This window comes from Burkholderia sp. Ac-20365 (assembly GCF_017104715.1).
GTDB lineage: Bacteria > Pseudomonadota > Gammaproteobacteria > Burkholderiales > Burkholderiaceae > Paraburkholderia.
This window is the reverse complement of sequence record NZ_JAAGPI010000015.1, coordinates 25,727-40,593: the sequence shown is the minus strand read 5'-3', so window position 1 is coordinate 40,593 and position 14,867 is coordinate 25,727. Positions and strand designations below refer to the sequence as shown.

Here is a 14,867-nt window from a genome sequence, read left to right as displayed (position 1 = left end):
CCGAATAATCGATGGAAACACAATTCCCAACGGCATCCGACGAACGCGACCGCCTCGATCTGCTCGACGTCGCGCTGTTCGTGCGCGCCGCGTTGCTCGCCAATGTGTCGGCGGCCGGGCGCGAGTTCGGGCTGTCGCCCGCTGTCGCTAGCGCGCGCATCGCGAGCCTCGAACGGCTGCTCGGCGCGCGTCTGCTGCACCGCACGACGCGCCGCGTGAGCCTCACGCAGGAAGGTGAAGTCTTCATGACGCGCGCCGAAACCCTGCTCGACGCGGCGGCCGCCGCGCGCGCATCGGTCGGGCGCGGCCAGGCTGAACCTCAGGGAAGACTGCGCGTGTCGATGCCGTCGTCGTTCGGACGGCAGCATGTCTCGCCCGTCATCGCGGAATTTTTGCGCCGCTATCCGGGCGTGAGCGTCGATCTGCGGCTCACCGACACGATCGTCGATCTGGTCGATGCAGGCGTCGATGTCGGTATCCGGGTGGGTGCCTTGAAGGATTCGACACTGGTCGCGCGTCGGCTCGCGGTGAACCGGCGCGTGATCTGCTGCGCGCCGTCGTACCTCGCCGAACGCGGCGCGCCGCATCATCCGTCCGATCTCGCGCAGCACGAGTGCGTGATCCTCGCCGATCAGCGCGACTGGTCCTTCATCACGCCGGCGGGACCGTTGAACGTGCGCGTCGGCGGGCGGCTCGCGACGGACAATGGCGAAGTGATTCGCGATGCCTTGCTGGCGGGCTTCGGCATCGCGCTGAAATCGACGTGGGATGTCGCGCCCTATCTGCGCAGCGGCGAACTGGTGACCGTGCTCGACTCGTATCCGCTCGCGGAAACGGTCGCGATCTGGGCGGTGTATCCGTCGCGCGCGTTCGTGCCGCCGAAGACAGTCGCCTTCATCGACTTCCTCGCCGCGCATTTCGGCGATCCGCCGTATTGGGATATCGACGGACGTCGAACGCGCGCGTGAATCCCGCTAGCGTGTATCCGGAGTTTCAGCGGCGCTTGCCTGCGCCATCTGAATTCTCGTTGGCGTGCGCGTCGTTCTGCGTGCGCTCCTGATAGTCGTCGCCGCCACGCCGGTCGGTGTCTTCGAGTCCGCGCTCCAGATCGCGATGCGCCTGCTTGCCGACGCGCCGCGGTTCATTGTCATGCTGTGCATCCGCGCTCTGATCCGATTCGTGCGGCAGCGGCGCGGCCTGTTCGTTGAACGGGCGCTTCGGCACATTCGACTGGTCGTTGCCTTCGGGGCGCGTGGCCTGCTCTTCGTGGTCGTCGCCTGTTGCATGCTGTTGCGATGTCTTCATGATGCTCTCCCTGTTGATGCACGCGGCACTCAGCCGTTCCCGGCCGTATCGAGTCGGCGCCGCATCGCGGCCGTGATGCGCTGCTTCGTCTTCGCATAGCCGGCCCACGGATCGTTTTTCAGCGCATCGAGCCGTTCGTGCAGATTCGCGATGGTCCATTGATCGCCCGCTGTCGTCGCGGGCACCTCGTCCCACGCGAGCGGCACCGATACACCCAGCCCCGGCCGCGCGCGCAGCGAATACGCGCAGACGGTGCTCGACCCGCGGTTGTTGCGCAGATAGTCGACGAAGATCTTGCCCTTGCGGTTCTGCGGGCCCATCTTCGCGGCGAAGTGTTTCGGCAGTGCGGTCGCCATGTGCTGCGCGACGGCCTGCGAGAACGCCTTCACGTCGTCCCAGCCAAGCTGCTTCGCGATCGGCACGACGACGTGCAAACCCTTGCCGCCGCTCGTCTTGCAGAACGATTCGAGTCCAAGTTCTTCGAGCAGCGCACGCGTGAGTTGCGCGGCTTCGATCATCCGCTTCCAGCCGAGCGCAGGATCCGGATCGAGATCGAACACCATGCGATCCGGTTTTTCTATATTCGCGGCCACCGCATTCCACGTGTGCAGCTCGATCGTGCCCATCTGCGCGGCGCCGACGAGCGCCGCTTCGCTTTCTATCGTCAGCAGCGGCGGATGATCCGCGTCCAGCCCCGGATGCTGCGTGATATTCGGTATCGCAAGCTTCTGGCTGTGCTTCTGAAAAAACAGCTCGCCGCCGATATCCTCCGGCGCCCGCACAAGAGAAACGGGACGGTCCTTCAGAAACGGCAGCATCCACGACGCCACCGCTGCGTAGTACTCGGCAAGCTCGATCTTGCGCGTGCCGGTGCTCTTGTCGATCACGCGGTCCGGGTGCGAGATGCGCACGCCCGCAACTGTCGCGCTTGCTGTCTTGCTGGCGGATTTCGTTGCAGCCGTGGCTGACGATTTCGCAGCACGCTTCGTGGCCGTCTGCGGTTCGGCATCCGTCGCCTTCGACGCCCGCTTTTTCGCCGTCGATGTCTTCGCCTTCGGTCCGTTGATGTCTTCCGTGATCTGCTGCACGTCGCCTCCCTTGCGCGGCGCTTCGTGGACGATCTGCTTCGCGGGCTTGTCATTGCGCAAGCCGATGAACGACGCCTGCCGCACGACGCCGTCGCTCGTCCATTCCGCGAAATTGCATTCAGCGACGAGTTCCGGCTTCACCCAATGCACGGGCGTGCGGCTTCGTTCGCGCGGCGCATCCGCGAACGGCATCGTCGCCGCTTCGCGTGCGTCCAGTTCCTTCTTGATCGCGCGCAGTCTGGCCGCGTCGAAACCCGTGCCGACGCGACCTGCGTATTGCAGCTTGCCTTTCGTGTCGTACACGCCGAGCAGCAGTGCGCCGAACGCCTCGCGGCTGCCCGCCGGTTCCGTGTATCCGCCGATCACGAATTCCTGCCGGCGCCTGCACTTGAGCTTGACCCACGCCGGCGAGCGCCCCGACACATAACGACTGCCGCGCCGCTTGCCGATGATGCCTTCGAGCTGCATGTCGCAGGCGCTCTTCAGCAGTTGATCGGCATCGAAACCGAAGTCGGCGGAAAAGCGCAGCGTCTCGTCGTCGACGGTTTCGAGCAGCGCGAGCAGGAGCGCGCGACGTTGCTCGAGCGGCACGTCGCGCAGGTCATAGCCGTTCAGATAAGGCAGATCGAACAGATAAAGCGTGATGTCCTGCGGACGCTGCGTATCGAAGGCGTTTTGCAGCGCCTGGAAACTCGGCGCGCCATTGCTGTCTAGCACGACGGCTTCGCCGTCGAGCCACGCGCTGTCCACGCCGATACGCGCAAGCGCCTTGACCTGCTGCGCGAACTTCGCGGTCCAGTCATTGCCGGCACGCGTGAAAATTTTCACGGGATCTTTCGCGTGGTGATCGATGCGCGCCAGCACGCGATAGCCGTCGAACTTGATCTCGTACAGCCAATCGTCGCTGGCGGGCGCGCTTTCGACGAGCGTCGCCAGTTGCGGCTTGAGTGTGGCGGACAGCTTCGCCTCAACAGCGCCTTCTATCGACGGATGCGAGGCCAGTTCTCGCAGCGATTCGGCGTTGCGCGTTGCGACGATGTCGGGACGGTCGGCCGGTGTGCCTTTGCGCTTGCGCGATGCCGTCGCCGTCGCCGCCTTGATCGATGCGTTGGCGCGTTCTTCGTTGCTCTTCGTCTTGCTCGCAGCCGCTTTGCCGGCGCCATTGCCGCCACGCGCGCCGGGCGCATCGGACAGCACGCTGCCCTGCCGCGCTTCGAGCACATCGAAATCGGCTTCGCTGCGCGCCTCACCGTCGCGCTCCTTGATCAGCAGCCACTGCTCCTTGTCGCCGCTGCCGCGCATGTGGCTGCGCACGAGTGTCCAGCCGCCATGCAGCTTCTCGCCATTCAGATGGAACTTGAGCTTGCCTGCCTCATATGCATCGCGCGCGCCCGCTTCCCCGCCCGTGGGTTCCCACGTGCCGCGATCCCAGACGATCACCGATCCCGCACCATAGTTGCCTTCGGGAATGTGGCCTTCGAACGAGCCGTATTCGAGCGGGTGATCTTCGACTTGCACGGCGAGCCGCTTGACGGTCGGATCGAGGCTCGGGCCTTTGGGCACGGCCCACGATTTGAGCGTGCCGTCCAGTTCGAGCCGGAAGTCGTAATGCAGACGTCGCGCGTCGTGCTCCTGGATCACGAACGACAGATCGTGGTGCTTCGCGGTCTTTCCTGCAGATCCGTTCGTGCTTTTCGTACTCTTCGTACCTTTCGCGCGCGCGGCGACGCCAGACGGCTCCGGCGTTTCATTGAAGCGGCGCTTGCGCTGATAGGTGTCGAGCTTGGCGGTCATGATTGGACAGGGATGGCGGGGGCATCGTCAGCAAGCGAGCCGCTCAGGCCGCGCGGCGCTTGCGAGCCGCTGTGCCTGTCGATTTGCGCGCAGTCGTGGCCGCCGTCCGTCGCGTGGTCTTTTTCGCGGCCGTGCGTGGCCTGGCGGGTGCTTTTTCTTCATCGGCATCGTCGTTTGCCGATGCACGCGCGGCCCGCTTGCCTTTGCCTCCAAGACTACGCTTGAGCAGATCGGACAAATCGAGAATATCCGCCGACCGACGCGTTTCGCGCGGCGTTTCGATATCCATCACCTCTTCCGTCTTGCCCGCCTTCACCTTCCGGTCGACCAGCGCAAGAATGTCATCGCGGAACGTGTCCTTGTACGCGGACGGGTCCCACGTATCGCTCATATCGGCGACCAGCTTTTTCGCCATATCGAGTTCGCGCGCGGTGACACCTGTCTTTTTCGCGCTTTCGTCGGGTACCTTGAATTCGTCGAACGGACGCACTTCGTCGGCCCAGCGCAGCGTGTTGAGTGCGAGCATCGGCCCGACGGGAATCAGCGCGGCCAGATGCTGCTTGTTGTGCATCACGACATTCGCGACGCCGATCTTGCCCGTCGCCTTCATCGCCTCGCGCAGCAACGCGTAGACCTTGTCGCCCTTGCGATCGGGCGTCAGGTAATACGGCGTGTCGAGATAGAGAAACGGAATCTCGGCTGCGTCGACGAATGCGAGAATGTCGACCGTCTGCGTCGACTCGGGATTGGCCGCGCGAATCTCCTCATCGCTCAGCACGACGTAGCGGTCCTTCTCGTACTCGTAGCCGCGCACGATGTTCTCGCGCGCCACTTCCTTGCCGGTGCGCTTATTGATCTGCCGATAACCGATGGGATCGACCGTGCGCCGGTCGAGCAGGTTGAAGCCGACTTTCTCCGATCTGGTCGCCGGATAGAGTTGCACCGGCACATGAACAAGACCGAAGCTGATCGCACCTTTCCAGATCATATGAGCCATTGCGCACTCCCGGGAGTTGAACTCCACTCGAAGCAGCAAGCGTGCCCAGCGCCGCGACGGGATGCCTACGCACGCCGGCCGTGCCCCTGCGATCCCTACACACTGTAAGTCTTGCCTGCGCGCAGAAAAAGCTACGGACGCCGGACTGTCGTCATCCGTGTGTCCGCTTGCGCCGCACGCGCCTCATTCGACCGCGCACGGCACCGCTGCAAACCCGCGAAAACGCACGCGTCCGCCGCGCGTCGGCTCGCCGCTGATCCGGTATGACGGAAAGCGCCGCACGAAACGTCCGATCGCGATCCGCGCTTCGAGCCGTGCAAGCGACAGGCCCGCGCATTGATGAATGCCGAAGCCGAACGCGAGATGCCGGTTCGGCGCTCGGCGGATATCAAAGCGGTCCGGATTCGCGAATTGTTCGGGATCGCGATTCGCCGCGCCGATACACAGCGTCACAGGCGTGCCCGCCGCGACCACCACACTGCCGATTTCCGTATCGCGCATCGTCATGCGGTTGCCGAGCTGGTTCGAGCTTTCGAAGCGCAAACATTCTTCGACGGCGCTCTCGATCAGATCGGGCTCGCGCAGCAGCGCATCGCGCTCGTCCGTCCAGACGCTCAGCGTAACGAGGCCGTTGCCGATCAGATTGGTCGTCGTCTCGTGGCCGGCATTCAGAATGAAAATGCAGTTCTGCAGCAGTTCGATTTCCGACAACTGCTCGCCGCCCTCGCCCTGTTCGCCCTGGATCAGACGCGTCAGCACATCGTGTTGCGGATCGCCGGGGGCCGCGCGGCGTCGTGCGACGAGGTCCTTCAGATACGCGACGAATTCCGTCACCGCGCTGTTTCCGCGTTCGTGTTGCGCGGGAGTCAGCGACGGCTCGAGCGCACCGAGAATCGCAAGCGACCAGTCGCGCAACGGCTCGCGCTCGTCGTGCGGCACGTCGAGCAGATTGCCGATCACTTCGACGGGAATCGCTGCCGCGAAATCGCCGATCAGATCGATCTCGCCGCGCGCCGCGGCATCGTCGAGCAGGACGTCGACGAGACGCACGAGACCGTCTTCCATCGCGGCGATCGCGCGCGCCGTCAGTGCGCCTGCGATCAGCTTGCGCACGCGGGTATGCAGCGGCGGATCGTTGAATACGAGACTCGTCGTGTGATGCTCGAAGAGCGGCGTCGCGCCGTATTTGGGCGCGAACTCCACTTTTTTGTCGGAACTGAAGGTCTTTGGATCGCGATAGACGGCCTGCACATCGCGATAGCGGGTGAGAAAGAGCGAGCCGTCCGGCATCCGCTTGATGGGTTCGTGCGTGCGCAGCGCGTGATAGACGGGATACGGGTCCGCGTGAAACGACGCGTCGAGGTGCCGCAAGTCGAAATGGCGGGCGATGTCCGCGTCGGTGGATGAATGCATGGGCGTCTCCGTCTGTTGTCTTCGCCGCGCATGCGGCTGACTGTTTCGAGCCGCCAGTATGAACCATGCCGGCGCGTCCCAGGCGCGCCGGCGTCGAACGAATCGGACCTAGTTCAACGGAAACGGCACGAACGCCTGACTGCAATCGACAGGCGCGACGCTCGCAGGCGTTGCACGCGCAATCGACACGCCATTGGCCGGTTGCAACGGCAACGATGTGCCACCCGCGCCGATCGAGAATTGCGCATCCGCCACGCTCATCGGTGCGAGCGGCGCCACATCGGCAGTCACATTGTTCAGCGAGATCAGCAACGGGTTCACGACAGCGGGAGCCGGCAGGCCCACCGTCCCCGCCGACCAACCCGCGCCGAGCAGGACGGCACTGGCCGAATTGAAGCCCTGGAACGTGTAGCTGGACGCGTTGACGATACGCACGCCATCGAGCGAGATGCCTTGCAGGTTCGGATACAGTCCGCCGTTTTTCGTGGGGCTGTAGTACGGCGAGAAGATCAGCGCTTGTGGCGTGAGCGAAGCCGTCTGCGCGGCCGTGCGGATGCACACGTTCGCATAGCGGATGTTCGAGATCAGCCCGCCGCGGCTCCAGTCGGACTTGATGCGCAAACCGTTGTCCGCGCCGTCGATGGTCAGGTCGTACACGCTCACGTTGCTGACGCTCGGGTACACGCCGCCGACGGGCGTGACGTCGGCGTTCGTTGCGCCGTTGTCCGTTCCCGCCGTCTCGCTGCCGATCGACATGCCGTGCCCTTCGTAGAAATGGCTGTGCGCGACGGTGATGTTGTACGTGCGGCCATTGACGGGCGCCGTGCCGCCCTTGATCGCGATGTTGTCGTCGCCTGTGCGGATCGACGTGTAGGCGATCAGGACGTTGCTCACATCGCCGGCCAGCTTGCCCGGGTTGCCCGGATTGCTCGTGATCACGCCGGAACTGGCGGGATCGATGCCGTCGGTGTTCTTGGCGTTGAGCGTGCTGTACGCCGCGCCCTTGTAGTTGGTCATCGCCTCGTACGCAGCTGTCGGCGTATAGATCTTGACGCCCCACGCAGTGAAACCTTCGACGCCGCTCGGCACGACGTGAAACTTCGGCGCGTTCTGCAGCGTCACGCGATACAGCATGAAGTTGCGCCCGTTGCTGATCTGGATCAAACGCGGATTGTTCTGCGCCTTGTTCTGCACGACGTTCGCCTCCCAGCCGATGTCCCACCAGCTCATCGCGGAACCGTCCGCCCGCTTGAGCAGGTTCGGATCGTTCGGCACGCTGCTGACGAGCTGGCTTCCGCCGCGTCCGTCGATCGTGCCGTCGCCGACCACCGCGCTGTTGCTGGTTTTGCTGGCATTGATCAGCGCGTTGCAGCCGTTGTCGCTCGCGGTGATCAGGCCGCAACTCGCTGTGCCTCTGGTCTTGTCGAACTGGCGCGGATCGCGCGATGCGAACAGCGTCACGCCCTGATCGATCCACAACGTCACGCCGCTCGGCAGGTTGAGCGCGCCGGCCAGAAATGCGTTCGCGCCGGCCGAGCCTTTCACGAGGCGCACGGCCTTGTTGCTGGCCAGCCCCGTGCTCGCGGCATTCGTGCAGGCCGTGAGCGCGGTCTGGATGCGCGTGGTGTCGGGCGCCGTATCGGCCGCGTCCGCGCTGTCGGGGAGCAGGCCGTTCGGCTGCGCTGTGAGCGTGGCGGGCAAGGTGGCGCAGATCTGCGCGTCGGACGGCAAGGTGGGCTCGGGCGGGAGCGCGCTGTCGAAGGTCGTCGTGCCGACCTGGAAGCCTGCTGCGACCACATCCGATGCGCCGCTGGCAGGCTCGGCGGCGGACGCCGGCTGGGCGGGTGTTGCCGCTGCCTCAGATGCACCGTCAGATGACGCTGCCCCGCTCCCTTGATTGTTCTGGGTGGCGCCCGACGCATCCGCTTGTGTCTGACTCGAACCGCCGCATGCGCCGAGCATCAGCGTGGCGACGAGTGTGGCGAAGCAGCTTGCTCGCTTAAGTCTGACTCTTGCAACCGACAGTGAAATGTCTCTGTGTGTCTGTGTTTCCATTGATCGCTCTGCTTTCCTGGTTGGATTTCCTGTTCACGCATGCGAACCGTCCGATCGTTCCGACAGACGCTTTGCATTTGCCTGTCATCTGACAAGACCTGCGATTCGATACAACGTTGTCAAACAACTCATGGAAATATTAGCGATCCGAATCAATTTATGACCACGTGGATATCACCGATGGCGTGACAATCACTTTGGTAGTACGAACTATTTGAGATAGACGTCGACCACGCCTTCATGCCCTGCCCTTCAGCCGCGTCGGGGCGCCGAGGCGAAACCGTTACAATAGGCGGTTTCCCGTGCCGTCTTGCTCCCCACTTCTCGCGTCGACATGAATCTCGTTATCCAAAGCCTCACGCCTATTGCCGTCGAACACCACAAGCCGCTCGTCGCGCTGGCGCGCGGCTCGAACCTTGCCGTGATCGATCCGTACGCGGTGCGCATCGAGAACGCCGAGCCCGCGCAGCGCCCTGATCTCGACGTCTACTGCGGCACGCATGCGCTCGACTACGCTTTCGTCGAAGCGGGTCGCCGGCTGACGGATTTCGGGCTCGTCGCGATGGACATGGATTCGACGCTGATTACGATCGAGTGCATCGACGAAATCGCGGATTTCTGCGGGTTGAAGGCGGAAGTGGCGGCGATCACGGAAGCGTCGATGCGAGGCGAAATCAAGGATTTCAACGAGAGCCTGACGCGCCGCGTCGCACTGCTCAAGGGCCTCGATGCGAGCGCGCTTGAAAAGGTTTATGAGCAACGGTTGCAACTGTCGCCGGGTGCCGAAAAGATGCTGGCGGGCGCGAAGGCTGCGGGCATGAAGACGCTGCTGGTGTCGGGCGGGTTCACGTTCTTCACGGAGAAGCTGCAGGCGCGTCTGGGACTGGATTTCACGCGCGCGAATACGCTGGAAATAGTCGATGGCAAGCTGACGGGACGTGTGCTGGGTGAGATCGTCAACGCTGACGTGAAAGCGCGTACGCTGCGCGAGGTGTGCGACAAGCTGGGCATCGAGCCGGCTCGTGCGATTGCGATGGGCGATGGTTCTAACGACCTGAAGATGATGGCAGTCGCGGGGATTTCTGTTGCGTTTCGGGCGAAGCCTGTTGTGAGGGAAGCCGCGAGTGTTGGTTTTAATTTTGTTGGGTTGGATGGGTTGTTGCGGTTGTTCTGATTTGCTTTTTGCTTTTTGCTTTTTGCTTTTTGCTTTTTGCTTTTTGCTTTTTGCTTTTCGCTTTTCGCTTTTTCGCTTTTCGCTTTTTCGCCGGCATCCGCGTGGCGCCTTCGTGCTTCACGCGTCGCCCCTGTGCGGGGCGGCACTTACTTTCTTTGCCGCCGCAAAGAAAGTAAGCAAAGAAAGCGGGCTAACACCACCCGTGCTTGACCACCGCCTGAGGGCCCCCAACCGTTCCTCCACTTCACACGGCGTTCCGCCATTCAGTGCCCGTTGCCAACGCTTTAAATGGGCGCCTCACCCACTTCACTCACCCGTAGCGCAGCCAGCGGCAGCGAATGATTGCGGCCGCCCAGGTGGCAAACTGTGTGTAGGTCGTAGTACTCCACGCCTCAGCGCTCTTACGACACCGATCGTGTTTTTCAGTCCGGAGTGGAGCACATACGCCGGGACGGCCTACACACAGTTTGCCGCTTTAGAACGTGGACGATTTGATCGCGTGTGTGGCGACGCGGGCGTGTGAAGCGGGTGCGGTGCCTAGCCGAAGCGTTGGCAGCGGGCATCGAGAAGGGAGATGCCGCGGACAGGACGGGACCGTTGGGGGCCCGTGGGCAAGAACAAGGGCTAGCGGTGTTCAGCGGCTTTCTTTTGCCTACTTTTCTTTGCCGCGGCAAAGAAAAGTAGGTGCCGCCCCGCACAGGGGCGACGCGTGAAGCACCGATAACAAAACGCGGACGCCAGCGACACAACTAGCAAACCACACCAAGCGTCGCAAAGACAAAAAAAATCTCACCCCAACGCTACAAGACACCGCTCAACATCCGCCCGCAAATCCGCCTCATCCTCGAGCCCGACATAAAACCGCACCAAGGTGCCACGATGCGGCCACTGTGCCTCCGTACGCATCGACGCAACGTCATACGGCATAGCAAGGCTCTGCGCCCCACCCCAGCTCCAACCAAGCGAAAACAGTTCGAGCGACTCACAGAACGTATCGATCTGCTCCGGCGTATAACGCGCATCGAACACAACCGAAAACAACCCGCCCGCGCCCGTGAAATCGCGCAGATAAAACTCATGCCCCGGGCAATCAGGCAACGCCGGATGCAACACGGCCGCGATTTCCGGACGCGTCTTCAGCCACTTCGCAAGTTCGAGCCCACTCCTGTCATGCTGCTCGAAACGCACTTTCATCGACGGCAGGCTGCGCAGGATCAGCGAGCAATCGTCCGACGACACGCCAATACCCATCCGCATGCGCGCAAGCTTCAGCTTGAGATGCAGTTCGCGATCGACGGTAATCGTCGCGCCCATCAGCACGTCGCTGCCGCCCGACTGATACTTCGTCAACGCCTGCATCGAAATATCGACGCCGTGATCAAACGGCCGGAATGCGAGGCCCGCCGACCAGGTGTTGTCGATGGCCGTCACGACGCCGCGCGCGCGGGCAACGGCCGTAATTGCAGGAATATCGGCCACTTCCATCGTCACCGAACCAGGCGCTTCGAGCCAGATCAGTTTGGTGTTCGGCTGGATCAGGTCGGCAATGCCCGCGCCGATCATCGGATCGTAGTAGCGCGCCGTGATGCCGAAGTCCTTCGCGAGCCACTCGGCGTGATCGCGATTGGGCGAATAGACGTTGTCGGGAATCAACACATCGTCGCCCGATTTGACTAGGCCGAAGTACACGTTCGAGATCGACGACAGCCCCGACGGCTGCAGCAGCGCATGGTTGCCGCCTTCGAGCGCGGCAAGACGCTGCGCGAGCGCGATCGAGGTCGGCGTCGCGTGCAGGCCGTAGCGCCATTGCGCGTCGTTGCGCCAGTCGAGCGCGCGCATCGCCGCGAGGTCGGGAAAGACCACCGTCGACGCACGCGCGACGGGCACCGAGAACGATTCCCAGCCAGGCGTAAGCTGATCGGTCGGCTGGACGATGCGAGTCTGCAAGCCGTGTTTCGGAGTCTTTTTTGTCATGGTCAGGGAAAGTTGAATTCGTCAGTAATGCGCGCGACGCCTTGGCGTCAAGCTATTCGCCAATCGTCAGATTGCTCACGCCGTTGACGGGCTGGCCGCCGGTGCGCGGCTGCGCCGGCTGTTGCGCCGGCTGTTGCGCCGGTTTCTGAGCTTGAGCAGGCGCGGCTGCGGGCGCTTTCTGGCCTGCCGCGAGCGGCCGCAACGAGAACTCGAGCGGATTGGAATCGTCGACGTTCATCCGCTCGCCTTCGAGCGAGCCATCGGCTGCGATTTTGCCGACCCAATTGCCCGTGATATGCGTGCCGTCGTTCGATTCTTCGACTTCGAGCGTGTCGCCGTCGCGGTCGCCCGCGATCAGGATCACTTCGCCCGTGTCGGCAAACTGATATTCGCCGTGCACGCCGGACGGGTCGTCGGTTTTCGCGCCCAGGCGCAGCACGATCTGACGCTTGCCGAGCGTGCCCGCGTATTGCGGAAATTTCGCGAATTCGGGACTGGGCTTGAGCGGCAACTGGATCGCCGGCGGCGCCGCGAGTGCCTTGACGGCGTCGCTTTCCGCGTGCGTCGCGACGGGCAACACCGCCATCACGGCCAGTGTTGCCGCTGCGAGCATCGCGTGCCACGACGCTCGGTGTTTCGAGCTTGTTTCCTGCATCCGTTATTTCCTTTCAACCGGCTTGATAGCGTCCCATCAGCGCCCAATGCGCGTTCGACGCTTCGCGAACCGCTTCGACCGGTTATACCGCAAGTTCGTTCAGAGGCAGGACGGCGAGCGTGCCGTCCTGCCTCGCGAGCCGATCAGATCCGCTCGAAAATCGCCGCAATGCCCTGCCCGCCGCCAATGCACATCGTCACGAGCGCATAGCGCCCGCCGATACGCTGCAGCTCGTACAGCGCCTTCACGGTGATCAGCGCGCCTGTCGCACCGATCGGGTGACCGAGCGAAATGCCCGAGCCGTTCGGGTTCACCTTCGCGGGATCGAGGCCGAGTTCCTTGCTGACGGCGCACGCCTGCGCAGCGAATGCCTCATTGGCCTCGATCACATCGAGATCGCCGACCTTCAGTCCTGCACGCTCCAGCACCTTTTGCGTTGCAGGCACGGGACCGATGCCCATGTAATTCGGATCGACGCCCGCATGCGCGTAGGCCACCAGCCGGCCAAGCGGCTTCGCGCCGCGCTTCTCGGCGACGCTGCGCTCCATCAGCACGACAGCCGCCGCCGCGTCGTTGATGCCCGATGCGTTGCCCGCCGTCACCGAGCCGTTCTCCTTCGCGAATACGGGCTTCAGTTTCGAAAAGTCGTCGGCCGTCGCGTTCATGCGGACGTGCTCGTCCGTGTCGAAGACGGTGTCGCCCTTCTTCGACGCGATCGTGATCGGGAGAATCTGTTCCTTGAAGTAGCCGGCTTCGATCGCCTTAGCGGCGCGGCGATGCGATTCGAGCGCGAGCGCGTCCTGCGCATCGCGCGAGATCTCGTATTTTTTCGCGACGTTTTCGGCAGTCACGCCCATGTGGATCGTCTGGAATGGGTCGTGCAGCGCGCCGAGCATCATGTCGACGATGCTCGCGTTGCCCATGCGCTGACCGAAGCGCGCCGACGGCATGATGTACGGCGCGCGGCTCATGCTTTCCGCGCCACCGCCGATCGCGATGTCCGCGTCGCCGAGCAGTACGCTCTGCGCGGCCGAAACGATCGCCTGCAGGCCCGAACCGCACAGCCGGTTCACGGTCAGCGCGGGCGCGTGCTGCGCGACGCCGCCGTTGAGCGCTGCCACGCGCGCGAGATACATGTCCTTCGGCTCGGTGTGGATCACATTGCCGAACACGACGTGACCAACGTCTTCGCCGCCGACGTTCGCACGCGACAATGCTTCGCGTACGACGCGCGCGCCGAGATCCGTCGGTGCGAAGTCTTTCAGGCTGCCGCCGAAGTCGCCGATTGCCGTGCGTACGCCGCTTACTACCACCACTTCACGTTGCATCGCTGCCTCCTCCTGTTGTCTCAGATAAATGTCGCACGCGGCATCGAACACCGCGCGCGACCTTGTCCTGCTGAACTCGCTCGAGCCGCACGACCGTTCTAAATGTGCCCGATGTTATTGTGCAGCGCAACAGTTTGTTGGTGTGAATGCGTCGTGTCAGGCGCCCATAGTCCGTTCGACCGTCGCGCGGTCGGGGATTGGCGCGACGGCGCCAAAGCCTTGTGTGGACAGCGCCGCGGCGACATTCGCGTAGCGCGCCGCCTGAAACGGATCGTCGCCCGCCACGATGCGCGCAATGAACGCGCCGCCGAAGCAGTCGCCCGCGCCCGTTGCATCGACGGCGTTGACGACGTGGCCCGGCACCACACGGCGTTCGTCGGGCGTCGCGATATACGAGCCTTCCTTGCCGAGCTTCAGCGCGACGACGCGCGGACCTTGCGCGAGCAGGAAATCGACGATGTCGTCGCGTTCGGTCAGCCCTGTCAGTTCGGTGACGTCGTCCCAGCTCGGCAGGCAGATGTCGGTCTGGCGGATCGCTTCGAGCATCACCGCACGCGCCCGCGCGAGCGGCCACAGTTTCAGGCGCAGGTTCGTGTCGAAGCTCACCAGCGTGTCGTTCGCGCGCGCGTGCGCGATCGCGGCAAACGCGGCATCGCAGGCGCTCACGCTGATCGCGAGACTGATGCCCGACAGATGGATGACACTGGCAGCGGCGATCGCATCGAGCGGCAGGTCACGCGGCGCGTAGCGGCTCGCGGCGGAACCCGCACGCAGATAATCGAACTGATGGCCGGACGGACCGTGCGACACGAAATACACGCCCGTCGGCGCCTGATCGTCGACGCGCACGGACGATGTATCGACCTGTTCGCTCTGCCACAGATCGAGCAGCAGACGCCCGAACTGGTCATTGCCGACAGCCGACACGAAGCCCGTCGACGCACCCTGCCGCGAAGCCGCAAAGCAGAAGTTCGATGTGTCGCCACCGAAGCCCTGCAGATACGTCGGCTGGCCTTTTTCGGACTGGTTGAATTCGACCATCGCCTCGCCGAGCGCGAGGATGGCAGGCGTGCTCTGCGACATC

The 14,867-nt window shown here is 63.5% G+C and carries 11 protein-coding genes; 2 read left to right on the top strand and 9 right to left on the bottom strand.

The window, feature by feature from the left end:
- The first annotated feature begins 11 nt into the window (after nucleotides 1–11).
- Nucleotides 12–968 carry a LysR family transcriptional regulator gene (locus G3O01_RS24645; RefSeq protein ID WP_205808860.1) on the top strand — a complete coding sequence of 319 codons (957 nt, stop codon included), beginning with the start codon at nucleotides 12–14 and terminating at the stop codon, nucleotides 966–968.
- 25 nt (nucleotides 969–993) lie between these two features.
- Here G3O01_RS24645 and G3O01_RS24640 read toward each other — a convergent pair whose 3' ends face one another.
- The 5 genes from G3O01_RS24640 to G3O01_RS24620 all read right to left on the bottom strand — a co-directional run bounded on the left by G3O01_RS24640 (nucleotide 994) and on the right by G3O01_RS24620 (nucleotide 8,652).
- A complete protein-coding gene (locus tag G3O01_RS24640; RefSeq protein ID WP_205808858.1) occupies nucleotides 994–1,305 on the bottom strand; it encodes a hypothetical protein in 312 nt (103 codons plus the stop codon).
- Nucleotides 1,306–1,334: 29 nt separating this feature from the next.
- Nucleotides 1,335–4,187 carry a DNA ligase D gene (gene ligD, locus G3O01_RS24635; protein WP_205808856.1) on the bottom strand — a complete coding sequence of 951 codons (2,853 nt, stop codon included), beginning with the start codon at nucleotides 4,185–4,187 and terminating at the stop codon, nucleotides 1,335–1,337.
- A gap of 43 nt (nucleotides 4,188–4,230) precedes the next feature.
- Nucleotides 4,231–5,184: a Ku protein gene (locus tag G3O01_RS24630; RefSeq protein WP_205808854.1), complete on the bottom strand. Its 954-nt coding sequence runs from the start codon at nucleotides 5,182–5,184 to the stop codon at nucleotides 4,231–4,233.
- Nucleotides 5,185–5,367: 183 nt separating this feature from the next.
- The gene (locus tag G3O01_RS24625) at nucleotides 5,368–6,597 is read right to left on the bottom strand and encodes a cytochrome P450 (RefSeq protein WP_205808844.1); all 1,230 of its coding nucleotides are present in this window, start codon (nucleotides 6,595–6,597) and stop codon (nucleotides 5,368–5,370) included.
- Nucleotides 6,598–6,705: 108 nt separating this feature from the next.
- A complete protein-coding gene (locus tag G3O01_RS24620; protein ID WP_205808843.1) occupies nucleotides 6,706–8,652 on the bottom strand; it encodes a glycosyl hydrolase family 28 protein in 1,947 nt (648 codons plus the stop codon).
- 334 nt (nucleotides 8,653–8,986) lie between these two features.
- On the opposite strand from G3O01_RS24620, the gene serB reads away from it, so the two are divergent.
- Entirely contained in the window at nucleotides 8,987–9,826 is an 840-nt protein-coding gene (serB, locus tag G3O01_RS24615) for a phosphoserine phosphatase SerB (RefSeq protein ID WP_205808841.1), read from the top strand.
- A gap of 789 nt (nucleotides 9,827–10,615) precedes the next feature.
- On the opposite strand, the gene G3O01_RS24610 is transcribed toward serB, so the two are convergent.
- The 4 genes from G3O01_RS24610 to G3O01_RS24595 all read right to left on the bottom strand — a co-directional run bounded on the left by G3O01_RS24610 (nucleotide 10,616) and on the right by G3O01_RS24595 (nucleotide 14,866).
- Nucleotides 10,616–11,800 (bottom strand): cystathionine beta-lyase, encoded by a 1,185-nt coding sequence (locus G3O01_RS24610; protein ID WP_205808832.1) that lies wholly within the window; start codon nucleotides 11,798–11,800, stop codon nucleotides 10,616–10,618.
- Nucleotides 11,801–11,852: 52 nt separating this feature from the next.
- Complete coding sequence (locus G3O01_RS24605; protein WP_241024252.1) at nucleotides 11,853–12,413, bottom strand: hypothetical protein; 561 nt, start codon at nucleotides 12,411–12,413, stop codon at nucleotides 11,853–11,855.
- Between the two features lie 185 nt (nucleotides 12,414–12,598).
- Nucleotides 12,599–13,783 (bottom strand): beta-ketothiolase BktB, encoded by a 1,185-nt coding sequence (gene bktB, locus G3O01_RS24600; protein WP_205808828.1) that lies wholly within the window; start codon nucleotides 13,781–13,783, stop codon nucleotides 12,599–12,601.
- A gap of 156 nt (nucleotides 13,784–13,939) precedes the next feature.
- Entirely contained in the window at nucleotides 13,940–14,866 is a 927-nt protein-coding gene (locus tag G3O01_RS24595) for a sugar kinase (protein WP_205808826.1), read from the bottom strand.
- Nucleotide 14,867 lies beyond the last annotated feature (1 nt).